Origin of the sequence: Enterobacter sp. DNB-S2 (assembly GCF_019443845.1) — a bacterium.
Classification (GTDB): domain Bacteria; phylum Pseudomonadota; class Gammaproteobacteria; order Enterobacterales; family Enterobacteriaceae; genus Enterobacter; species Enterobacter asburiae_B.
In genome coordinates, this window is sequence record NZ_CP050520.1 from 2,593,083 (window position 1) to 2,615,566 (window position 22,484).

The 22,484-nt window shown below is 56.0% G+C and carries 22 protein-coding genes and 2 tRNA genes; 8 read left to right on the forward strand and 16 right to left on the reverse strand.

Translation table 11 applies throughout. From position 1 onward, the window contains the following. Nucleotides 1–26: 26 nt before the first annotated feature. From HB664_RS12350 to mdtK, 4 genes are all read right to left on the reverse strand, one after another. Nucleotides 27–1,622 carry an FAD-NAD(P)-binding protein gene (locus tag HB664_RS12350; protein ID WP_219939524.1) on the reverse strand — a complete coding sequence of 532 codons (1,596 nt, stop codon included), beginning with the start codon at nt 1,620–1,622 and terminating at the stop codon, nt 27–29. Between the two features lie 118 nt (nt 1,623–1,740). After that, a tRNA-Val gene (locus tag HB664_RS12355) sits at nt 1,741–1,817 on the reverse strand. Nucleotides 1,818–1,821: 4 nt separating this feature from the next. Beyond that, a tRNA-Val gene (locus HB664_RS12360) sits at nt 1,822–1,898 on the reverse strand. Between the two features lie 153 nt (nt 1,899–2,051). Further along, nucleotides 2,052–3,425 carry an MdtK family multidrug efflux MATE transporter gene (gene mdtK / locus HB664_RS12365; RefSeq protein WP_219939525.1) on the reverse strand — a complete coding sequence of 458 codons (1,374 nt, stop codon included), beginning with the start codon at nt 3,423–3,425 and terminating at the stop codon, nt 2,052–2,054. A gap of 225 nt (nt 3,426–3,650) precedes the next feature. On the opposite strand from mdtK, the gene HB664_RS12370 reads away from it, so the two are divergent. Then, complete coding sequence (locus HB664_RS12370) at nt 3,651–4,295, forward strand: riboflavin synthase (RefSeq protein ID WP_023311347.1); 645 nt, start codon at nt 3,651–3,653, stop codon at nt 4,293–4,295. 31 nt (nt 4,296–4,326) lie between these two features. Here HB664_RS12370 and cfa read toward each other — a convergent pair whose 3' ends face one another. Together cfa and punC are read right to left on the reverse strand one after the other, a co-directional pair. Then, on the reverse strand, nt 4,327–5,475 hold the full coding sequence (cfa, locus tag HB664_RS12375; RefSeq protein WP_069302699.1) for a cyclopropane fatty acyl phospholipid synthase: 1,149 nt from the start codon (nt 5,473–5,475) through the stop codon (nt 4,327–4,329). Between the two features lie 298 nt (nt 5,476–5,773). After that, nucleotides 5,774–6,973, reverse strand: a complete 1,200-nt coding sequence (gene punC / locus HB664_RS12380; protein WP_219939526.1) for a purine nucleoside transporter PunC — start codon at nt 6,971–6,973, stop codon at nt 5,774–5,776. Between the two features lie 114 nt (nt 6,974–7,087). Here punC and punR point away from each other — a divergent pair, with 114 nt between their 5' ends. Then, nucleotides 7,088–7,999, forward strand: coding sequence for a DNA-binding transcriptional activator PunR (gene punR / locus HB664_RS12385; RefSeq protein WP_219939527.1), 912 nt, complete (start codon nt 7,088–7,090; stop codon nt 7,997–7,999). A 17-nt stretch (nt 8,000–8,016) separates the two neighbouring features. Here punR and purR read toward each other — a convergent pair whose 3' ends face one another. Then, nucleotides 8,017–9,042 carry an HTH-type transcriptional repressor PurR gene (gene purR / locus HB664_RS12390; RefSeq protein ID WP_023335431.1) on the reverse strand — a complete coding sequence of 342 codons (1,026 nt, stop codon included), beginning with the start codon at nt 9,040–9,042 and terminating at the stop codon, nt 8,017–8,019. A gap of 297 nt (nt 9,043–9,339) precedes the next feature. Here purR and HB664_RS12395 point away from each other — a divergent pair, with 297 nt between their 5' ends. Both HB664_RS12395 and HB664_RS12400 read left to right on the forward strand, forming a co-directional pair. Further along, nucleotides 9,340–9,429 (forward strand): YnhF family membrane protein, encoded by a 90-nt coding sequence (locus HB664_RS12395; protein WP_008500596.1) that lies wholly within the window; start codon nt 9,340–9,342, stop codon nt 9,427–9,429. A gap of 163 nt (nt 9,430–9,592) precedes the next feature. Then, nucleotides 9,593–10,759 (forward strand): MFS transporter, encoded by a 1,167-nt coding sequence (locus tag HB664_RS12400; protein WP_033145318.1) that lies wholly within the window; start codon nt 9,593–9,595, stop codon nt 10,757–10,759. 38 nt (nt 10,760–10,797) lie between these two features. Here HB664_RS12400 and sodB read toward each other — a convergent pair whose 3' ends face one another. After that, on the reverse strand, nt 10,798–11,379 hold the full coding sequence (gene sodB / locus HB664_RS12405) for a superoxide dismutase [Fe] (protein ID WP_219939528.1): 582 nt from the start codon (nt 11,377–11,379) through the stop codon (nt 10,798–10,800). A 122-nt stretch (nt 11,380–11,501) separates the two neighbouring features. Beyond that, nucleotides 11,502–12,275, reverse strand: a complete 774-nt coding sequence (locus HB664_RS12410) for a C40 family peptidase (protein WP_023311354.1) — start codon at nt 12,273–12,275, stop codon at nt 11,502–11,504. Nucleotides 12,276–12,613: 338 nt separating this feature from the next. On the opposite strand from HB664_RS12410, the gene grxD reads away from it, so the two are divergent. Continuing rightward, nucleotides 12,614–12,961: a monothiol glutaredoxin 4 gene (gene grxD / locus HB664_RS12415; RefSeq protein ID WP_003832760.1), complete on the forward strand. Its 348-nt coding sequence runs from the start codon at nt 12,614–12,616 to the stop codon at nt 12,959–12,961. Between the two features lie 44 nt (nt 12,962–13,005). On the opposite strand, the gene rnt is transcribed toward grxD, so the two are convergent. The 5 genes from rnt to eptA all read right to left on the reverse strand — a co-directional run bounded on the left by rnt (nt 13,006) and on the right by eptA (nt 17,677). Then, nucleotides 13,006–13,656, reverse strand: a complete 651-nt coding sequence (gene rnt, locus HB664_RS12420; RefSeq protein ID WP_023311355.1) for a ribonuclease T — start codon at nt 13,654–13,656, stop codon at nt 13,006–13,008. 95 nt (nt 13,657–13,751) lie between these two features. Beyond that, nucleotides 13,752–14,159: a lactoylglutathione lyase gene (gene gloA / locus HB664_RS12425; protein ID WP_013096923.1), complete on the reverse strand. Its 408-nt coding sequence runs from the start codon at nt 14,157–14,159 to the stop codon at nt 13,752–13,754. 100 nt (nt 14,160–14,259) lie between these two features. Beyond that, nucleotides 14,260–15,357 (reverse strand): alkene reductase, encoded by a 1,098-nt coding sequence (locus tag HB664_RS12430; protein ID WP_219939529.1) that lies wholly within the window; start codon nt 15,355–15,357, stop codon nt 14,260–14,262. A gap of 53 nt (nt 15,358–15,410) precedes the next feature. Further along, nucleotides 15,411–16,010: a TetR/AcrR family transcriptional regulator gene (locus HB664_RS12435; protein ID WP_047061657.1), complete on the reverse strand. Its 600-nt coding sequence runs from the start codon at nt 16,008–16,010 to the stop codon at nt 15,411–15,413. Between the two features lie 41 nt (nt 16,011–16,051). Further along, nucleotides 16,052–17,677 (reverse strand): phosphoethanolamine transferase EptA, encoded by a 1,626-nt coding sequence (gene eptA / locus HB664_RS12440; RefSeq protein ID WP_219939530.1) that lies wholly within the window; start codon nt 17,675–17,677, stop codon nt 16,052–16,054. 148 nt (nt 17,678–17,825) lie between these two features. On the opposite strand from eptA, the gene HB664_RS12445 reads away from it, so the two are divergent. From HB664_RS12445 to sodC, 3 genes are all read left to right on the forward strand, one after another. After that, complete coding sequence (locus HB664_RS12445) at nt 17,826–18,065, forward strand: DUF1289 domain-containing protein (RefSeq protein ID WP_008500587.1); 240 nt, start codon at nt 17,826–17,828, stop codon at nt 18,063–18,065. 48 nt (nt 18,066–18,113) lie between these two features. Further along, a complete protein-coding gene (locus HB664_RS12450) occupies nt 18,114–19,010 on the forward strand; it encodes an aldo/keto reductase family oxidoreductase (RefSeq protein WP_032657749.1) in 897 nt (298 codons plus the stop codon). 81 nt (nt 19,011–19,091) lie between these two features. Next, nucleotides 19,092–19,610, forward strand: coding sequence for a superoxide dismutase [Cu-Zn] SodC (sodC, locus tag HB664_RS12455; RefSeq protein ID WP_045887807.1), 519 nt, complete (start codon nt 19,092–19,094; stop codon nt 19,608–19,610). On the opposite strand, the gene HB664_RS12460 is transcribed toward sodC, so the two are convergent. Beyond that, the gene (locus HB664_RS12460) at nt 19,589–21,622 is read right to left on the reverse strand and encodes an FUSC family protein (RefSeq protein WP_375156332.1); all 2,034 of its coding nucleotides are present in this window, start codon (nt 21,620–21,622) and stop codon (nt 19,589–19,591) included. The genes sodC and HB664_RS12460 overlap by 22 nt on opposite strands. Further along, nucleotides 21,622–22,482, reverse strand: a complete 861-nt coding sequence (locus HB664_RS12465; protein WP_219939531.1) for an HlyD family secretion protein — start codon at nt 22,480–22,482, stop codon at nt 21,622–21,624. Before HB664_RS12465 ends, HB664_RS12460 begins: the two co-directional genes overlap by 1 nt. Between the last annotated feature and the right edge of the window lie 2 nt (nt 22,483–22,484).

Here is a 22,484-nt window from a genome sequence, read left to right on the forward strand (position 1 = left end):
CGCGACAGCAGGGCATGGAAGCCCTGTCAGTTCTCAATATACGGTAATCTGCGCCGCGATCCCGACGCGGGTTTTTCCGCCGCCTTCGCCATTGCTTGTGCAATCTCTGCACACTCCGCCAGCCCCTGAACGAAGGGACGATCGTGCATCAGCCACGGTATCGCGCCGAAGGCAATGCGCCCGCGAACGGCGTCAGGCGCTTTTAAGGTGTAATCCTCACCGACGTCCGGTATCTCTTCGCCCGTGGCTTCCAGCTGTTTGCGCAGCGTCGGAAAGGGCAGGTCCTTCGTTTTGAGCGGCTTTTGCCCGCGCGCATCAATAAACACGTCGAAACGGTAAACGGTCTCTTGTGTGGTGATTACCGTTCGATCGCTGCCAACGTCCAGCGCGTAATCGTCACCGAGCGTCGCCACGCTGATGATGCCGGCTTCGCGAAGCGCGAGCAGCCTGCGGATAGACTGCGGAGGAATGGCCGCATAGTTGTCGATGAATACGCGGGCCAGGCCTTGCTTAAAGCGCTCTCTGTCCCGTTCGTTGAGGTGGGGAACAATCTCCTGAACCACCTCATGCAGCCGAAGCACGGTATAGCGCCAGGCTACGGTGCGCCGCTCGCGTTTGTTCCGCTCCACCTCGTTGAGATTTTCTTCCGCCCAAGTGAAGGGGCCGTGCCGTTTACGATCCTCAAACCAGGCCTCACGAATGCTGTCCGCATTCTGCTTATGCAGGGATATTTTCTCACACCACGTCGGGTCAGCGAGCTGAAGCTCTTTCACCATCAGGGTAAATATGCGGTCGAGCAGGCCATTCGATCCTTTGGCAATCTCGTTTTCAACCACAAATTCGGTTAAGACCGACAGCGGTTCATAAGGAATAGGGCAGTAAAAATCGGCTTCCGGCAGAATACCCGTTCGGGACATCAGGACAATCTTCAACGCGTCGCTGCCTTTATCCAGCACGAACTCATCGTCACGAAATTCACCGTGCTGCATCACTACCGCCATGGCCGCGTCGAGACCGCTTAACGATGTCCCCATGATACCGACGCGGCAGGGAGGGATACTGGCGTCCATCAGACCGGACCACGGGCTTGGGAAGAACGTGCGCGTGGATTCGTCCTCGTCTGGCCAGACGTGGCCGGTGGCGATAACCGCAAGGTCGAAGCGTTCAGGAAAGGCGCTGTCGTTGATGGAAAGCGTAACGCCGGTTGTCGCGGGAATGATGTCAGTGACCTTCGCAGATTCATGGACATCAACCTGAAACCCCAGCTTTCTGGCCTCTTTCACGATTGAACGAAAGCTGTCGCGAAAATACTCGCCCAGCAGAAGCCGGGGCAGGAACTGCCGGTCATGCAGGCGGGTTATATCGACCTTAAAGCGCGCCAGATGAGCTTCGCTCTGATCCTTCAGCCAGTCGAGGTAGGTCATAAAAATGGGCGGGATTTCAATGCTCGCAATGTTCGCCAGCATCAGACGAGAGTTATCGTCGTCGTTATAGGGCATACCCACGCCAGCTTCATCGGCCTGTTCGAAAACGGAAACGGAGAGCGGCTTACTGTTTTTAAGGAGATGATAAAAAGTATAAATCCCTGTGGGGCCGGAGCCGATAATCGCGATTTTCTTCATCGACGGTCTTCCTGTTTTTTTTCCATAAGAAAAGCGTAGCAGGAGAACAATGATGAAAATAAGGGATTAGGAAAATTCAGGATATCAGAAGAGGATTTGCACCATTTCAGGACTGAAATGGTGCGTCCGAGTGGACTCGAACCACCGACCCCCACCATGTCAAGGTGGTGCTCTAACCAACTGAGCTACGGACGCAGAATGGTGCGTTCAATTGGACTCGAACCAACGACCCCCACCATGTCAAGGTGGTGCTCTAACCAACTGAGCTATGAACGCAACGTGTTGTCGGCGACAACGGGGACGAATATTAGCGGCACAGCACCGAGGTGGCAAGAGGGAAAATGCATTTTTCTCTCTGATTTCACGCGATTGCTTCATTACCGCGCAAAGTGAAGAGAAAGTAGCCGCCGGGCGGCGGCTACCGCGTCGTTAACGTGCCGCGCGTTGCAAAATGACCGTTGATGGCTGGCGCTGCAGGAAGCGCATTCGCATCATCATCATAATCGCCGCCGACGTCAGGCCGATGATAAAGCCCATCCAGAACCCCGCGGGCCCCATGCGCTCAACCACTAAGTCCGTCAGGGCCAGAATATAGCCACACGGCAGACCCAGCACCCAGTAGGCGATGAAGGTGATAAAGAAGATTGAGCGCGTGTCTTTATATCCGCGCAGCACGCCGCTGCCAATCACCTGGATGGAGTCAGAGATCTGGTAAATCGCGGCCAGCAGCATCAGGTGCGATGCCAGCGTGACCACTTCCGGGTTGTCGTTATAGAGCAGGGCAATCTGCTCGCGTAATGCAACGGTAAAGAGCGCCGTACAGACAGCCATGCAGACGCCGACGCCCAGCCCGGTCCGGGCGGCCGTTTGCGCATCCAGCGTTGAGCCCTGGCCCAGGCGGAAGCCGACGCGGATCGTCACCGCCGCCGCCAGCGACATCGGCAGGACGAACATCAGGGAGCTGAAGTTCAGCGCAATCTGGTGTCCGGCCACGTTCACAATGCCCAGCGGGGAGACCAGCAGGGCGACCACGGCAAACAGGGTCACCTCAAAGAACAGGGCGAGGGCAATCGGCAACCCTAACTGCACCAGACGCGTCATGATGTTCCAGTCCGGCGTGCTAAATTTTTTCTCGTTGCGAATATCGCGCATGGAACGGGCGCGTTTTACAAAGGCGATCATGGAGAAGAACATCGCCCAGTAAACGGCTGCCGTCGCCACGCCGCAGCCGACGCCGCCGAGCTCCGGCATCCCGAAATGACCGTAAATAAAGACATAGTTCACCGGAATGTTGACCAGTAAACCGATGAAGCCCATCACCATCCCGGGCTTGGTTTTCGCCAGGCCTTCACACTGGTTACGCGCCACCTGGAAAAAGAGGTAGCCGGGCGCACCCCAGAGCAGGGCGCGCAGATAGCCCACGGCTTTATCAGCCAGTGCGGGGTCAATGTTATGCATAGCGCGAATGATGTGGCCTGCGTTCCAGAGCACGACCATGATCAGCACGGAAACAAACCCTGCCAGCCAGAAACCCTGACGAACCTGATGGGCAATGCGCTCGCGACGACCCGAGCCATTGAGCTGAGCGATAACCGGCGTGAGCGCGAGCAGCAGACCGTGGCCGAACAGGATGGCCGGAAGCCAGATTGACGTGCCGATAGCAACGGCCGCCATATCGGTGGCGCTGTAGCCACCTGCCATTACCGTATCCACAAATCCCATTGCGGTCTGGGCCACTTGCGCGACGATCACTGGTATAGCCAGTGCCAATAGCTGGCGCGCTTCATTCATGTACTTCTGCACGTGAACACCTTTATTTTGTTGTTATTTGAGAGACTAAAAAAGCCGCCGAAACGGGCAGCAAGAAGAAAATGCAGGGGGGTGCCAGCTATTGTAGCGGGCTTTAGCTATTTATCTAGTGAAAAAATCGCCAGAAAATGCGCTCCGCTGGCAACCTCTTTTTCCAACTGTTATTGTGGTGGGATTAAACGGTGTCACCACCGTCCGGAAAAAACAGGAGTTGTAAGCATGTTTACTGGTATTGTGCAGGGCACCGCCAAAGTGGTGTCCATTGATGAAAAACCTAATTTCCGTACTCATGTTGTTGAGCTGCCGGAATATATGCTTGAGGGCATTGAAACAGGCGCGTCGATTGCCCATAACGGCTGCTGCCTGACCGTTACCGAAATTAACGGCAACCAGATTAGCTTTGATTTAATGAAAGAGACGCTGCGCATCACCAACCTTGGCGAGCTGGCGGTGGGAGATACCGTCAACGTTGAGCGGGCGGCGAAGTTCAGCGATGAGATTGGCGGCCACCTGATGTCCGGGCACATCATGACCACCGCTGAAGTGGCAAAAATCGTGACCTCGGAAAATAACCGTCAAATCTGGTTTAAAATGCAGGATCCTTCATTAATGAAATACATCCTCTATAAAGGATTTATTGGCATTGACGGGATTAGCCTGACGGTGGGTGAAGTAACGCCAACGCGTTTTTGCGTGCATTTAATTCCTGAAACGCTGCAGCGCACCACGCTGGGCGCGAAAAAACTGGGGCATCGCGTGAATATTGAAATCGATCCGCAAACCCAGGCGGTGGTGGATACGGTTGAGCGCGTGCTGGCAGCAAAAGAAGCGGCAATAATAAAGACCGCCGCAGAAGAAGAATAAAAAAATAACCCCGGGTATCCGGGGTTATTTTTTAGCGTGCGACACGTAATCCGTGTTCAATCCCACGGCTGAATACCACCTGCCAGAGCTGAATATCCCGTGCGCGAAACGCCCCCGCGCAGGCATTCAGATAATAGCTAAACATCCGCCTGAATCGTTCAGAATAGTTGTCCGCAATCTCAGGCCAGGTCTCCTGAAAACGCGCATGCCAGGCCATCAACGTGGTGTCGTAATCCGCGCCAAAGTTGTGCCAGTCTTCCATTACAAAATGGGATTCACTGGCGTTGGCAATCTGGCGGACTGACGGTAAACAGCCATTCGGAAAGATGTATTTGTTGATCCACGGGTCGACGTTATTGTCGGTTCGCTTAGAGCCGATGGTGTGCAGCAGGAAGATGCCGTCCGGCTTCAGATTCCGATCCACCACCTCAAAATAGGTAGCGTAGTTTTTCGGCCCGACGTGCTCGAACATGCCGACGGAAACGATCCGGTCAAACTGTTCGTTCAGATCACGGTAATCCTGCAGCCGGATATCCACATCGAGGCCCTGGCAGCGTTCCCGCGCCATTTTTTGCTGTTCCGCTGAAATCGTGACGCCGACGACGCTGACGCCATAGTGCTTCGCCATAAAATACGCCAGCCCGCCCCAGCCGCAGCCGATATCCAGCACGCGCATTCCGGGCTGGAGCTGCAGCTTCTCGCTAATCAGACGCAGCTTGGCCTGCTGGGCCTCTTCAAGCGTCGACGCCTCTTTCCAGTAGGCGCAGGAGTACTGCATGAAAGGGTCCAGCATACGGCTGAACAGGTCGTTGCCAAGATCGTAGTGTTCTTTACCAACGATCCACGCGCGTTTTTTACTTTGCAGATTGAACAGTCGGGCAGAGGCGACGCGCAGGGTGTCTTTCAGATTGCGAGGGAGTTGATTTTCAAGACCGGCACGCAGCACGCTGGCGAAAAAGGTATCCAGACGTTCGCACTCCCACCAGCCGTCCATGTAGCTTTCTCCCAGGCCTAACGATCCCTCTCGCAGCACGCGTTTAAAAAAGTCGGGATGTTTAACCTGAGGATCGGATGGCGATGATCCATTGATAGTGATGCCTGCTCGACCTAACAGTTCACTGACGATCCGGGACCAGTTATCGTCCGGAACGCTGACTTCTTCTATACACGATGAACTCATAGCTTCTCCATCACCCTACTGTGATCAGAACCTTAAAACAGCGTAGACGCTTTTTTTGGTTTGTGAGAAATCTCACGGTAAATACCGCGAGGCTAGTATCCGACGTAGAACAGAGGAAGGGAGATAACCCTTGCCGAAATGCCTTCCATGGTAAAACGGGAGCACTCCGGCTCCCGTTAACACTTAATATTTATCGTATTTAATCGAACCAAATTTAGTATAGGCCTCAAAATTTGGTGATTCAATAGAAAATTCTTAGCAACCTAATCACTGAAAATTAACATGATTTCTGGCGCAATCAGGCATGTGACGTTTCAACCTGAGCACTCTTTTCATGCTCACGCTGCGCGGAGGCCTGCATGCGATAGCCCAACACCGCCAGCGCAACGGTCACCAGCATCACGCTGGTGGTGGTCAGGAGCGGCGTGGCAATCAGCGCGGAGACCACCAGGCTTGCCAGGAAGCACAGCCCCAGCTGCAGGGTGTTCTGCAGCGCGGCGGCGCGGCCTGTTGCCTGCGGGAAGGGACGCAGCGCCTGGGCTACAACGATAGGGTAAATCGCCCCGTTCGCCACGGCCATCACGCAGAATGGGATCAAAATTTCGGCCAGACCGGCACCCGGAATAAAGCCAACGGCCCATGTCCCGATGACGCTCAGCGCATACAGCACCAGCAGCCACGGCAGCATCTGCTGACCTTCCCATTTTTGCAGCGCCGCGCGACAGCCGTACCCGCCTACCAGGAACGCGATGGTCTGCGGAACATAGCTCAGGCCGATGGCTGCCGGGCTGTAGCCCATATCGTGCAGAATGAACGGCGAGCCGGTGAGCCACGCGAAGAAGCTTGCCGAGCAGGCGGCATAGATCAGGACATTCCCGCGATACGCTTTGGCGCTGAGCAGGGAAGTGAAGGTAATCGGCTTCGCGTCTGCATGCGCTTCTTTTTTATGCGCTGGCTTAAGGGCGAACGCCGGCAGCATCAATACCAGGGTAATGGCAAAAAGCGTGGCGAAAATGGCCTGCCAGTCGAAATGCGCGAGGATCCAGCTGCCCAGCAGGGGAGCGAGGGCAGGTGAGAGGCCCACCAGCGGCATAATGGTAGCGAAAATACGGTTTGTGCGGTTAGCCGGATAGTAGTCGGTGACCAGCGCCTGCCAGGTCACTGCCGCGGCACAGACGCCCACGGCCTGAATAAAACGCAGCACCAGCAGCCAGGTGGCATCGCGTACCCATAACATCCCCAGGCAGCCCACGGCAAAAATGGCCAGGCCCAGCAACAGCACCGGTTTACGACCAAAGCGATCCGAGAGCGGTCCCCAGAGCAGCTGTGCGAAGGCAAAGCCGGCGAGGAATAAGCTCAGGCTGGCGCTGATGGCGGCAGCCGGGGTTTGCAAATCTTCCTGCATGGCGGCAAACGCCGGCAGGTACATATCGGTGGCCAAAAAGCCCAGCACGCTCAAGCCGCCGAGCCAGGCTAAAAAACCGTTCCTGGGTTGCATTATTTTATTCTCCTGAGGAGGCAGGTATACATTGGCGCTGAGTGTAGGGAGTGCAAAGCCGCTTGTGAAACGCTAATATTTGGCGGGTGCATTCAAAAAATTTGCAGGCAGAAAATGTGGTCAGATTATTCTCTTGAAGTGGTCGATGCTGTTGCACGTAACGGCAGCTTCAGCGGTGCGGCGCAGGAGCTGCACCGCGTCCCTTCGGCAATAAGCTACACGGTGCGCCAACTGGAGGAGTGGCTGGCGGTTCCGCTGTTTGAACGGCGGCATCGTGATGTGGAATTAACGCCCGCAGGCGCGTGGTTTTTGAAGGAAGGGCGTTCTGTTATCAAAAAAATGCAGATCACCCGCGAACAGTGTCAGCAGATCGCTAACGGCTGGCGGGGGCATCTTTCCATCGCGGTGGATAACATCGTTAAGCCGGAACGCACCCGGCAGATGATCGTCGATTTCTACCGTCATTTCTCTGACGTCGAGCTGCGGGTCTCGCAGGAGGTGTTCAACGGCGTCTGGGATGCGCTGGCGGACGGCAGGGCAGAGATGGCGATTGGGGCTACGCAGGCGATCCCGGTCGGGGGACGTTACGCTTTTCGCGATATGGGGATGCTGAGCTGGAAATGCGTGGTGGCAAGCGACCATCCGCTGGCGGCGATGGAAGGGCCGCTCAGCGATGACACGCTGCGCAACTGGCCGTCGCTGGTGCTGGAGGATACGTCCCGTTCATTGCCCAAGCGTATCACCTGGCTTCTGGACAACCAGCGGCGGGTGGTGGCCCCTGACTGGGAATCGTCGGCGACGTGCCTCAGCGCCGGGCTGTGCGTCGCGATGGTGCCCGTTCATTTCGCGCGTCCGCGCATCGATACCAGAGAGTGGGTTGAGCTGACGCTGGAGAATCCGTTCCCGGATGCGGCCTGCTGCCTCACATGGCAGCAAAATGACGTCTCGCCTGCGATGGCCTGGCTGCTGGATTATCTGGGAGACAGCGAAACGCTGAACCGGGAATGGTTACGGGAGCCAGCATAGCTGGCCCCGTAAAGCGATTAACGACGGTAGTCGCGGAACGGACCGTCCGCAACGGAACGGCGTTCGATAAGACGCGGGTGAACTTCAATAGACTGCGACTCTTCGCGCTTGTTGACGATCCTGTCCATCAGCATATTGAAGGCCGTTTCGCCCAGCGAATCTTTCGGCTGGTGAATGGTGGTCAGCGCCGGGGTGAAGAAACGCGCGTTACGCACGTTGTCATAGCCGATCACGGAAATATCCTGCGGTACGCGCAGGCCCAGCTCGTCGGCAGCGCAGAGCGCGCCCATGGCCATGATGTCGCCCCCGCAGAACACGGCGGTCGGACGGTGCGGCTGGGAGACGATCTGCTGCATCGCGCGGTAGCCCGATTCCGGCTCAAAGTCGCCCTGCACAATCCAGTTTTCCGGCACGTTGATCAACGCTTCTTCCATCGCTTTCATAAAACCGGCCAGACGGCCCGCGCCGGTGTTGCGCTCCAGCGGACCGGGGATCACGCCAATCTCGCGATGACCGCGTTCGATCAGATAACGACCGGCCATATAGCCGCCTTCAAAGGCGTTATCGATAACGGAATCGGTAAAGTCTGCGCGCGCTTCGCCCCAGTCCATCACCACCATCGGAATATGGCGATACTCTTCCAGCATCGACAGCACGGATTCCGGGTACTCGGAACACATCACCAGCAGGCCATCAACGCGCTTTTGCGCCATCATCGACAGGTAGGCACGCTGTTTTTCAATGCTGTTCCATGCGTTGCCCAGAATCAGGGTATAGCCTTTCTGGAAGCAGTTCTTTTCGACCGCTTCAATGATCTCGGCAAAATAGGCCGCTTCACTGCTGGTCGCCAGCAATCCAATGGATTTGGTGTGATTAACCTTGAGGCTACGCGCAACCGCACTTGGCGAATAGTGCAGCTCTTTGATCGCTGCCCAGACGGCGTTGCGCGTCTCTTCCGCCACAAAGCGGGTTTTGTTAATTACATGTGATACGGTTGTAGTGGAAACGTTTGCGCGTTTTGCTACGTCTTTAATTGTTGCCATTAAATGTCACTCCAGACCATATCCTAAGCTCCTGAAAAACTTGAAGGTAAACGTTTGCCTTCTCTCACCCTTATCTCGCAATCTTGAATTGCGGCACGCCGGGAAAACGACACGGGACGTCAGGAGGGGGTCAATGGCCGGTACGCTAATAAATTTAGCGTGGAATTTTGTCCTATCTTGATGAAAAGGGGAAGAGGTAAAGTGGTTATCAGTATAAATCCAGGAAGATTTTTGACGTAATCTGTGCAAAAATGAGCAAGCTCACTTTTCGTGTGGGGATTAAAAGGAGAAAAATTGATGAGTTCCGATCTTAAGTTTTCGCTGTTTACCACCGTTGTTGTGCTGGCTCTGATTGTTGCGGCCGGTCTGACGGCTGCGCTGCACTGATTTACGCGGAGGGAGAGCCTTCTCCCTCCCGACTCCCCGGATTGTTACTTCTCTGGCAAAAATCTTTTGCCATTTTGTTAACTTCTCATTTTTTGTGATTGATGTCATGCTTTCTGCTTCTTTGTTCTGTGTCACCACATGACACGGCATCCGGAGTTGACGCATGAAAATCAATTATCCCCTGCTGGCCCTGGCGATTGGCGCTTTTGGGATTGGCACCACTGAATTCTCCCCGATGGGGTTACTGCCTGTTATTGCCCGCGGCGTAGATGTCTCTATCCCTGCGGCAGGGATGTTAATCAGCGCCTACGCTATCGGCGTGATGGTCGGGGCGCCGCTGATGACGCTTCTTCTTTCACACCGCGCGCGCCGCAATGCGTTGATTTTCCTGATGGCGATTTTCACCCTGGGCAACGTGCTTTCGGCCATTTCGCCGGACTACACCACATTGATGCTGTCGCGCATTCTGACCAGCCTTAACCATGGCGCGTTCTTTGGGCTGGGCTCGGTTGTGGCTGCCAGCGTGGTGCCAAAACACAAGCAGGCGAGCGCCGTGGCAACCATGTTTATGGGGCTGACGATTGCCAATATCGGCGGGGTGCCTGCGGCAACCTGGCTGGGAGAAGCGATCGGCTGGCGTATGTCTTTCCTGGCGACGGCCGGGCTGGGCGTGGTTGCAATGGTGGCGCTGTTCTTCTCCCTGCCGAAAGGAAGCGCCGGAGAACGTCCGGAAGTGCGTAAAGAGCTGGCGGTGCTGATGCGCCCGCAGGTGCTCTCCGCGCTGCTCACCACCGTGCTGGGGGCAGGGGCGATGTTTACCCTCTACACCTATATTTCACCGGTACTGCACGATATCACCCACGCAACGCCTCTCTTCGTTACCGCGATGCTGGTGCTGATTGGCGTGGGCTTCTCGATCGGCAACTATCTGGGCGGGAAATTTGCCGACCGTTCCGTGAGCGGGACGCTGAAGGGCTTCTTAACCCTGCTGATTGTCATCATGGTTGCCATTCCGTGGCTGGCGCGCAATGAGTTTGGGGCCGCGATTGCGATGGTCGTCTGGGGAGCCGCCACTTTCGCCGTGGTGCCGCCGCTGCAGATGCGCGTGATGCGTGTGGCGCACGAGGCGCCGGGACTTTCATCTTCCGTGAATATCGGTGCGTTTAACCTGGGTAATGCCCTGGGCGCGGCGGCCGGTGGGGCCGTGATTTCAGGTGGTCTGGGGTACAGCTTTGTGCCGGTGATGGGGGCGATTATTGCCGCGCTCGGCCTGCTGCTGGTGATGATGTCGGGTCGTAAACAGCCTGAAGCAGCCTGCGCTGCGGAATAAACCAAAAACGCAGAAGGGCGAACCCTTCTGCGTGTCTCTTACGCGGCGAAGTTCTTCGCGACAAAGTCCCAGTTAACCAGTGCCCAGAAGTGCTCCAGGTAGTTCGGGCGCGCGTTGCGGTAGTCAATGTAGTAAGCGTGTTCCCACACGTCCACGGTCATCAGCGGCTTCGCGCTGGTGGTCAGCGGGGTGCCCGCGTTAGAGGTGGACACGATAGCCAGTTTGCCATCCGCCTCTTTAACCAGCCACGTCCAGCCAGAACCGAAGTTCTTGATGGCTGCATCGGTAAATTTCGCTTTGAAATCCGCGAAGCTGCCAAATGAGGCATTGATAGCGGTAGCCAGTTCACCGACAGGTTCACCGCCGGCATTTGGCGCCAGGCAGTGCCAGTAGAAGGTGTGGTTCCACACCTGAGCGGCGTTGTTAAAGACGCCACCCTCTGAGCTGCGGACGATCTCTTCCAGCGTTTTGCCTTCAAAATCGGTGCCCTTGATTAGATTGTTCAGGTTGGTGACGTACGTCTGGTGATGCTTGCCGTAGTGATATTCCAGGGTTTCCGCAGAAATGTGCGGTGCCAGGGCGTCTTTTGCATACGGTAGTGCAGGTAATTCGAACGACATTGCTTCTCTCCTTATTGTATTTTGTGTTGCCAATAACCACACAGACAACATGGACAGGATAGCAAATTGAAAGGGTATGCAAAAGAGGAACTTACCCTGCCACGGATGCGGCAGGGCAGGGATTAGCGAATGGTTTTTGGCGTCATCACGCGACGCGCGCCGACGTAGTGGCGTACCCAGTAGTCTTCACTGAGAGAAGTGATCTGAATATCCTGGCCGCTGCGTGGAGACTGGATGAATTTCCCGTTGCCGACATACACGCCGACGTGGTCAGCCGTGCCGCGACCCTGAGTGCGGAAGAACACCAGATCGCCGTTTTCCAGCTCACCGCGGTCAACCGGTGAGGCATCGCGCAGGTGGTACATCTCATTGGCGGTACGAGGAATGCGGAATTTGACCAGATCTTTATAGGCGTAATAGACGAGGCCGCTGCAGTCAAACCCGGTACGCGGCGAGCTGCCACCCCAGTGATAAGGTTTGCCAATCTGCCCCATCAGTTTGTTCATCGCGGTTTTTTGCGCTTTCTGTACGCGCACTTTATGCACTTCCGCTATTTTCGTGACCTTCGTGCATTTCGCCTTGTGGCCTTTACGCGTGATGCATTTTTCAGTAACGAGGTTAGCGGCGGTTTGCGAAGCTTTACTTTTGGCGGAGTGGGCAGTGCGGGAAGGTTTTGTTTTCGTCTTGCTGGAAGCGGTCTGTTTCGTCTGAGCCGGTGTTTTTTTCTTGTCGTTCTTAGCGGTGGTTTTTTTCTTACGTTCTGTGGCTTTCACCAGATGGTTTTTTTGTACAGCAGAATGCCGCGCCTGCTGAGAGGCGTTTGCCACTGGCGTGAAAGTGAGTGAAGTAAACAGTAAAGCACAGAGCGTGATCGAGATTTTATTTATCCGCGCCACTGGGCAGTCCCCTGATAAATGCAGGTCATCAATAATACCCGCGTGTGATTTACAAAGCCCGTCGATTCTAATCTATAAAAACCCAGAAAGTTAATAGCATTTTTCAATCTACAATCGTGTTTCGTTAGCAAGTGCAAAAAAATTCATCGTTCTGTCGCACATTTACCCACTCCCTAAGCAAAACCCTGACCGCCGCAGGGGTAAACACCATTTGCAATGCAACTTTTCGTGACTCGGGGTAGAATGTATAAACGTGACAAAAATGTTATTTTCCGATGCCAGTCTGAACCGCTACAATGTCAGACGAATGCCGTAACAGAAGTTAAAGGAAGCAAGACATGAGCACCACTATTGAAAAAATCCAGCGCCAGATCGCTGAAAACCCGATTCTGCTGTATATGAAAGGTTCTCCGAAGCTGCCAAGCTGCGGCTTCTCCGCACAAGCGGTTCAGGCGCTGTCAGCCTGTGGTGAGCGTTTTGCTTACGTTGATATCCTGCAGAACCCGGACATCCGCGCTGAGCTGCCTAAGTACGCTAACTGGCCGACTTTCCCACAGCTGTGGGTAGACGGTGAGCTGGTTGGCGGCTGCGATATCCTGATTGAAATGTATCAGCGCGGCGAACTGCAGCAGCTGATCAAAGAGACGGCGGCGAAGTACAAAACTGAAGAGCCGGACGCAGAGTAATTTTCTGCGCAAATAAAAAAGCGACCTGATAAGGTCGCTTTTTTTTATTCTTCGCTGTCGCCCATCGGCAGCGGCCAGCCGCCCAGACGCTTCCAGCGGTTGACGATCTCACAGAACAGCTCTGCGGTGCGCTCCGTGTCGTATAAAGCGGAATGCGCCTGCGTGCCGTCAAAAGGTATACCCGCCGTGATGCAGGCTTTAGATAACACCGTTTGTCCCAGAGCCAGGCCGCTCAGCGCGGCGGTGTCGAAGGTCACAAAAGGATGGAAGGGGTTGCGTTTGAGCGCGGCGCGCTCCGCGGCGGCCATGGTAAAGCTGTGATCGAAGGTGGCGTTATGGGCCACCATAATGGCGCGGCTGCAGTTACTCTCTTTCATGCCTTTACGCACCATTTTAAAAATGGCGTGCAGCGCATCATATTCACTGACTGCGCCACGCAGCGGGTTGTGCGGGTCGATACCGTTAAACGCCAGCGCTTCCGGCTGTAAGTTTGCCCCTTCGAAAGGTTCAACATGGAAATGCAGCGTGGTGTCCGGTGTAAGCCAGCCCTGTTCATCCATCTTCAGCGTGATGGCGGCAATTTCGAGCAGCGCATCGGTTTTAGCGTTAAATCCGGCTGTTTCTACATCAATGACAACGGGATAAAAACCACGAAAACGGTCGCACAGACCGCTAAATTGAGCGTTATCGGACATCAGGGTCTCTTACAAGGGGAAAAAGCAGAGCGCATTATGGCAAATTTTGCAGGGTGATGCAGTAAAACTACGGGCGCATGTTGCGCCCTGAGGGATCAGTTGCCCAGACCGCGACCCGCGTCTTTGGCTTCAATCAGTTCGATTTTGTAACCGTCGGGATCTTCCACGAACGCAATCACGGTGGTGCCACCTTTTACCGGGCCCGCTTCGCGCGTAACGTTACCGCCGTTGCTGCGAATGCGTTCACACGCTTCGGCCGCGTTGTCCACTTCCAGCGCGATGTGGCCGTAGGCGGTACCCAGCTCATAGCTGTCTACGCCCCAGTTGTAGGTCAGCTCGATCACCGCTTCATCCGTTTCCGGGCCGTAACCCACGAACGCCAGCGAGTATTTGTATTCCGGGTTTTCGCTGGTGCGCAGCAGCTTCATGCCCAGGACGTTAGTGTAGAAATCAATGGAACGTTGCAGATCGCCAACGCGCAGCATGGTGTGAAGTAGGCGCATAATTTCCTCATTAACCAATGGAATAGACTGTCTTTTTGAACAGAAACGATGTTTTAGTATAGCGGCGAAGTATCGCCGCTATCAATGAACAATGGCGAGATTACAGAGAAGGGTAGTCGGTGTAGCCTTCCGCGCCGCCGCCGTAGAAGCTTTCCGGGCGCTGCGGGTTCAGAGCCGCTTTTTTCTGCAGGCGGGCTACCAGATCCGGGTTGGCGATGTAGTCGCGGCCAAACGCGACGGCATCGATCAGCCCTTTGCCGATCAGGTCTTCGGCTTTCTCCGGGGTATAAGCCCCCGCACCGATGATCACCCCGTGGAAACGCTCGCGCACTTTCTGACGGAAAGCGTCCGTGTAAGGCTTACCGCCTGCCCAGTCCGGTTCGGACATGTGCAGATAGGCGATGCCGCGTTTAGCCAGTTCTTCGATCAGGTACAGGGCATCGGCTTCTTCGTTCGGACCGTTGTCGACGTTCTGGAAAGAACCGATTGGGGAGACGCGGATCCCGATACGATCCGGGCTCCACTCCTGGCATACGGCGTCAACCACTTCCAGCACCAGGCGAGCGCGGTTTTCGACGCTGCCGCCGTACTGGTCGGTGCGATGGTTGGACGACGGTGACAGGAACTGGTGTAGCAGGTAGCCATGGGCGGAGTGCAGCTCAATCAGGTCAAAACAGGCTTCACGGGCGTTGGCCACGGCCTGGCGGAAGTCGTTCACGATACCCGGAATTTCATCCAGCTCAAGCGCGCGCGGCATAGAGGTATCCACGCGGATCGCATTGCCGTTTTCATCACGCAGGGAAGTACGGGTATTTGCGCTCAGGGCCGAAGCGGAGACCGGAGCCTGGCCGCCAGGCTGAATGCTGCTGTGAGAGATACGACCGGTATGCCAAAGCTGGACCGCAATGCGACCCTCTTCAGCGTGAACGCCCGCGGTGATTTTCTGCCATGCGGCGATCTGTTCCGGGCTGTGAAGACCCGGCGCACCCGCATACCCTTTAGCCTGAGCGGAAATCTGCGTGGCTTCGGTGATGATCAGGCCAGAGCTTGCGCGCTGACGATAGTATTCACCCATCAGTGGGGTTGGGATGTCGCCCGGTTCAATGCTGCGCAGGCGGGTAAGTGGAGCCATAAACACGCGGTTTGGCGCAGTGACGGCACCTACTTTCAGTGGGGTAAATAATTTTTCAGCGGACATAAAGACTCCTGAGTAGACCAGTCGACTAGTAGTTGGGTAAATAAAAACGCCTGTTAAATGCCAGGCGCAGTAATGCTGTTTTTCACATGTGCCAGCGCGCTTTCCAGCGGCACGGCACTGCGCGAGATTTTTGCCTGCAGGTTAGCGCCTAGCCAGAGCGCATATAACACCTGCGCCTGGGTTAACGGCTCGCCGGAAAAGGCCAGCGTTTTTTCATCGCGGCCTTTCTCCAGCGCCTGGGCCAGCAGGGCGATAACGCCGCGGGCACCTTTATCCATCGCCGTGCGCATATCTTCAGAAAGATCGCACACTTCTGCAGACAGCTTAACGGTCAGGCATCCGCTGATAATGCCCTGCTGACAGAACTGGTTCAGCGTTTCCTGATAGTAGTTCAGAACACGATCCCGGTAGTTACCTTCACCCGACGCAAAGTGGGTCGCCAGGCGCTGGTGGTAGCCAGCATAATGACGCTCCAGCATCGCTACGCCAAAAGCCTCTTTGGACCGGAAGTAGTGATAAAACGACCCCTTCGGTACCTCAGCGGTTTTTAAAAGCTCGCTCAACCCCATACCGGTAAACCCGCGATGCATGCAAAGCTGCTCGCCGGTTGCCAGTAAATGTTCGCGGGTATCGTGTTCAGTATTTCTGCTCATGGCCGCACTCTAATAGACCGTTCGGTCTAATGCAAGCGAGTTTACTGACGACATGCGCTCAGTATATCCAGCCGCGGTTGATAAACCGTTGATTTCACGTCCATCATACCCAATACGGTTGAGAATAAATTGTCCTGGGAAACCGCATTTTTTGCTGCATTGTCGCGCAAACACTGTTCGTTGACGCCAAAGTTTTTCGCGTAATCCGGTGACAGCCAGAACATAAACGGAATATGCGTTTGCTGCTCCGGCGCCAGCATGTACGGCGTGCCGTGCAGATAAATACCGCTTTCACCCAGCGATTCACCGTGATCTGAAAGATAAATCAGCGCGGTGTTCATGCTCGACTGGCGCGCTTTCAGCGCATCAATGGTTTTGCTGACCATGCTGTCGGTATAGAGGATAGTGTTGTCATAGGTATTGATCAGCGCCTGATGGTCGCAATCCTGAATTTCATTAGTGTCGCAGGTTGGGGTGAATTTACGGAAGTTGTCCGGGTAACGGCGATAGTATGCCGGACCGTGGCTCCCCATCAGGTGGATAACCAGCACCGTATCTTGCTTCACGCCATCCAGCACGTTGTCCAGACGGTTGAAGTTCACATCGTCGATACAGGATTTGTCTTTGCAGAACTGATCCAGCTGCCACTGCGTCATGTCGGTATGGGGCACGCGATCGCAGGCACCTTTACAGCCGCCGTCGTTGTCGCGCCACAGCAGGTTGATACCCGCATGCTTAAGCACGTCGAGCAGCCCTTCGCGATGGTGAGCCAGGTCGGCATCGTATTTGCTGCGCGTCATGCCGGAGAACATGCACGGAACGGAAACCGCGGTTTCGGTACCACATGAGGAGGCCTGCGGGAAGTTAATCACGTCCTGCTTTTTCAGCTCCGGGTTGGTTTCGCGTTCGTAACCGTTCAGGGAGTAGTTTGCCGCGCGAGAGGCTTCGCCGACGACAAGCACCAGAACGGTTTTCTTTTGTTGACCGGTAATCAGTGACCCTTTATGGGCATCTTCACCAATGCGCACCAGCGTTTGATCGCCGGCAAACCAGCGCATCTTGCTGTACTTCACCACGGCGCTGACATAGTTCGCCGGGGTGACCATTTTGACGATGCTTTTGTTATTGCGGAACAGCGACGCGTAATCTTTATAAAACAGCGCGGCAATCAGGATAATCACCAGCAGGGCGCCGAGCATCGCGGCAACGCGCGTCAGCAGCGCGTACCACCATTTTCCGGTACGAATCCGGGTCAACGCCAGCACCACGGAGGGAACGAGGCCGGCTATGACAATCCACAGAATCATCTGCGGGGTCACCAGGGCGGTCGCTTCCTGAGAGTTGGTTTCGAACACGTTCACAATCATGTTCTGATCGATCACCGCGCCGTAGGTATACATGAAATAGGTCGCCGCGGCGCATCCGATCGTCAATACAATCAGCAGCGGCTTGCGGAGATACGGGATGTTAAGCAGGCTAAAGACAATCACCCAGCCGCAAAACAGCACCAGCGGGACGGAGGCGGCAAAGAGGAAGTCGTGCAGATGCACTGGGCCGATAATGGCCCAGCTGCGCTGGATAAACAGCCCGTTCAGCAGAGTAAAAAAGAGTGCACAGCCCAGAGTAAATTTAATGTCGTTACATTGTAACTTTCTGATTAACCACATCGATCGGTAAACCCGTTATTGTCATGATGGGCCGAGTATAGAGAGGGAAGATTAGTGAAACCTTAATGCCACAAATCTGTGATACGGCCTTGCACGCGGCGCGATTAACGTCTTCACTGTAGGTGAGAGTAGCTATCGGGAGGTGAGTGTGGCAGAGCAGCTGGAGTTTTTCCCCATCCAGAGCCCGTGCCGGGGTATTTGTCAGGTCGATGAACGCGGATATTGCCGCGGGTGCATGCGTACCCGCGATGAGCGTTTTAACTGGCAAAACTTTAGCGACACGCAAAAGCAGGAGGTGTTACGCCTCTGCCGACAGCGTCTTCTGCGCAAAATACGCGCAAACAAAGCGGGTGAGACTGAAGAACCCCAGCAACCTTCACTTTTTTAACACGGTAATTGCGTATACTCATGACATTACGTCCTTGAGGAAAATGTTATGGTTCAGCGAATTACCCTTGCCCCCCAGGGGCCAGAATTCTCCCGTTTTGTGATGGGCTACTGGCGCCTGATGGACTGGAATATGTCCCCCCTCCAGCTGGCGAGCTTTATTGAAGAGCACCTCGATTTAGGCATCACCACGGTTGATCATGCGGATATTTACGGTGGCTACCAGTGCGAGGCCGCGTTCGGCGAGGCGCTTAAGCTTGTTCCGGCCCTGCGCGACCGCATGGAGATCGTCACGAAGTGTGGGATTGCCACCACGGCAAAACCTGAACATGCCCTCGGTCATTACATCACCGACAGCGCGCATATCATCAAGAGCGCCGAGCAGTCGCTGGTCAATCTGGCGACCGATCGTATCGATCTGCTGTTAATCCACCGCCCCGACCCGCTGATGGATGCCGATGAGGTGGCGGAAGCCTTCCTGAACCTGCACCAGAGTGGGAAAGTGCGTCACTTCGGCGTGTCAAACTTTACCCCGGCACAGTTTGCGCTGCTTCAGTCTCGTCTGCCGTTCACCCTCGCCACCAACCAGGTTGAGATCTCCCCGGTACACCAGCCGCTGCTGCTGGATGGCACGCTCGATCAGCTGCAGCAGCTGCGCATTCGCCCGATGGCGTGGTCCTGCCTGGGGGGCGGACGTTTGTTTAATGATGAGGAATTCCAGCCGCTGCGCAACGAGCTTGAAACCATCGCCCGCGAACTGAACGCGGAGAGCATCGAGCAGGTGGTTTACGCGTGGATCCTTCGCCTGCCGTCAAAACCGCTGCCCATTATCGGCTCCGGCAAAATAGAACGTGTGCGTTCTGCACTGGCTGCTGAAGAGCTGCAGATGACCCGTCAGCAGTGGTTCCGCATCCGTAAGGCCGCGCTGGGTTACGACGTACCATAAAGCGCCTGAAGGTGACTTTCCGGTGAAATCTTTGCCCCTGGTATACACTTAAGGGGCAAAAAATAACCCGCGGAGGTCACTATGAAGCGTTTTGCTCTGGCACTGGTCACGCTGGTTGTTTGCGCAGGGGCGCAGGCAGCCAGTGACGAAGTGGAAATGAATCTCGTCACCCCACAGGGTGTGGGTCAGTCCATCGGAACGGTGAAAATCACTGAAACCGATAAAGGACTGGAGTTTGCCCCCAACCTCAAAGCCCTCCCTCCCGGTGAACATGGTTTCCATGTTCACGCCAAGGGCAGCTGTCAGCCCGCTTTAAAAGAAGGTAAACCGTCTGCGGCGGAAGCGGCAGGAGGGCACCTCGATCCGCAGCATTCCGGCAAGCATGAAGGCCCGGATGGAATGGGGCATTTAGGCGATCTGCCTGTGCTGGTGGTGAATAACGACGGTAAAGCCACCGATCCTGTTGTCGCGCCGCGACTGAAAAAGCTGGATGAGGTGAAAGGCAAGGCGCTGATGATCCATGTCGGCGGCGACAATATGTCCGATCGGCCTAAACCGCTTGGCGGCGGCGGAGCACGCTATGCGTGCGGCGTGATCTGATCCCCAATCGTTCCCGGTGGCGGTGCCTGTTCCAGCTGCGACAGCGAGCAGTGCAGGCGCCAGATTATTGAGGCCAAATCACGGGCTGCGGGCAGATGATGCTGTGCCAGCGTATCGCAGATCCGCTGCAGTTCATTCAGCGTGGCTTCCAGCGGCCGCTGCTGGACACCGCGCTCGCTCATTACATCGCGCAGCAGGGAGATGCAAACATCACGAACCTGCGACAGCGGATCGGAACGCGTTTCCCACGCGCGCAGCTGCCAGACCACGTGCGAGCAGTTTAACAGCACCACGCCCCAGCGCAGCAGCCAGCGCCGGGACAGCGCGTCCTGGCTGTTATTCAGCTGGCTGACGTGATGATAGACCAGCGATTCATACTCGTTTTCGCTCAGATGCGGTTTACGGCTGAGCTGGTCGACAAACCCTCTGCGTAGCTCCCGGATATGCCTGCGGCTCTTGCGTGCATCGGAGCCGGGACGTAACACCGCGAAAGCCAGCCACGCCAGCCCCACGCCGAGGATCTTCGCCAGGTTGTCATTGAGAAAATCGGCGTAATCATAAACAGGTGGATTCGTCACGGAGATAAACGAGCCCATAAAGACAATCAGCTGTCCCCAGAGGCCCGCCAGCTTGGGCATTTGCAGCTTCAGAAGCTGCATGGTGGTCAACAGGGGAAACAGGAACAGCAGGAACTGCCACAGATCGCTTATCTGCACCATCAGGCCAAACTTCACCACGAAGCTGAACAGCGACAGCAGCACCAGCGTGCGCAGCAGCAGCGTAAGCGAGTTGAACGGCGAGGCCGCGACGGAGTAAAGCACGCAGCTGATGGCGGCAAGCGTCAGGGCCGCCGTACCGGACTCCCACTGCGTGGTAATGCTCCACGCCCCCACCAGCATCAGCGCACAGAAGGTGCGAAAACCGCTCCACAGCGCTTCCAGATAGTCGGTATGGCGCGCAAGTGCCGGGCTGCCGGGGACGTTGAACTCCGTCAACGGGGTCGCGTTTTCGACGGCCGTAATCCAGCGGCTGCTGCGCAGGTACAGCCGACAAAAGTAATTCAGGCGCTGCCAGAAAGCGCGATGGCGATAGTCGTATTCATCAACCGGGGCGAGCGGGGCGATAATCCGCGCTACGGTGTAAATGTCCGCATCCGGGCGCGCAAGGGCCGCGAGCAGCGCTTCAATCACGGCTCGGGTATTTTCAGGCGGCGTCGGCCAGTTGAGCAGCATCCGGCGCAGGCTGGAGATGGCGCTGGTCATGCGCAGCTGCTGGTGCAGCAGATAGTTAAGCAGGGTGTTCTGGCGGCGAAAGCGGTAGTGGCTCCAGAACGCCTGAATGCGCAGCAGATTCATCGTCAGGATCTGCCCGATCACCTTTTCATGCGCGAGGCGGATATCGTCGCTGGTATCCGGTTGCCACAGCAGGCTCGCGTGTTCCAGTAACCGGGTATGCATGGTTTTGAGCGCGGTGATGAGCGCGGTGCCGTCGGATGTGCTGGGGAGGATCATCATCATGAAGCCGCCGCTGAGGATCCCGACAATCACTTCACAGACGCGCGCCTGCGCAATATCCCACAGCTCGGTGGTGTCGAGCACGTTAACCACCGGAAAGGCGATAATGGCGGCGGTATAGCCCGCCAGCTGGAACGCGTAGGCGACGTTATTGGTAAAATGGGCGCAGGCCCAGGTACAGCATCCCAGCCATGCCGCCATGCTCAGCAGGAACAGCCACGGATCGTTCAGCGTATGGCCCGCGATAATTAACGCCGCGGTGGCGCCGAGCAGGCTGCCTGCTATACGGCCAAGGCTTTTACTGATTACCCCGCCGACCGTTGGGAAACTGACCACCGCTGCAGACGTCATCGCCCAGTAGGGTTCATCCAGGTTCAGGTAGTAGGCGACGGTCAGCGCAAGGCACATGGCAATGCCGTTACGCAGCGCGTAGCGCCACTGGGGACGCGTCGCTTTCATCCACGGCGTGTTGTGCCAGGCGAGCCCCTGCAGCTTCACTAGCGGGTTCCGATGGAGACGGTGCAGGTGGTGCCGGATACCAGGGTAATGTCCTCCGGCAAACGGTCAAATTCTACGCGAACCGGCACTCGCTGGGCCAGGCGCACCCAGGGAACGTTCGGCTTAATGTCCGGCACCAGTCCTGAATCCGTTTCAACGCTTTGATCGTAAATGGCCCGGCCTATACTGGATACGTGACCCTGTAACTTTTGCGAGCCGCTGTAAAGCGTAATTGCGGCGGGCGATCCCTCGCGAATATGGCGAAGCTTGGTCTCTTCGAAATAACCCACGACGTAGAAGGAGTGGCTGTCGACGAGGGCAAAAACCGGCTGGCCGGTAGTGGCGTAGTTACCCACGCGGGCGGAGAGGTTGGTCACCCATCCATCGACCGGTGCCGTAATCACGGTTTGGGTCAGTTGCCACTGCGCCTGCTTCAGCGTCGCCTCCGCCACGTTAACGTTAGCCTGCATCGCCTTGACGTTGATATTGGCGGTGTCTAAATCTTCCGCTGAGATGTAGTTTTGCGACAGGTGGCGGCGGCGGTTGGCCTCGTTGTTGGCCTTTGCCAGATCCGACTGGGCTTTAGCCAACTGCGCCTGGGCGTTCAAGATCGCAATGCGGTACGGGGTGTCGTCGATGCGGAATAAAATGTCTCCCTTTTTGACGAACTGGTTATCCTTAACCAACAGCGTCGTAATACTTCCCGACACCTGAGGGGTAATGCTGACCTGCTCAGCGCGGACTTTGCCATCACGCGTCCAGGGCGACTGCATATAAAAATTCCACATCCACCAGCCCGCAACCAGCGCGAGGGCAAGGACCAAAAGGGTGGAAAAGTACTTTAGCGTTTTCAGGGACATAT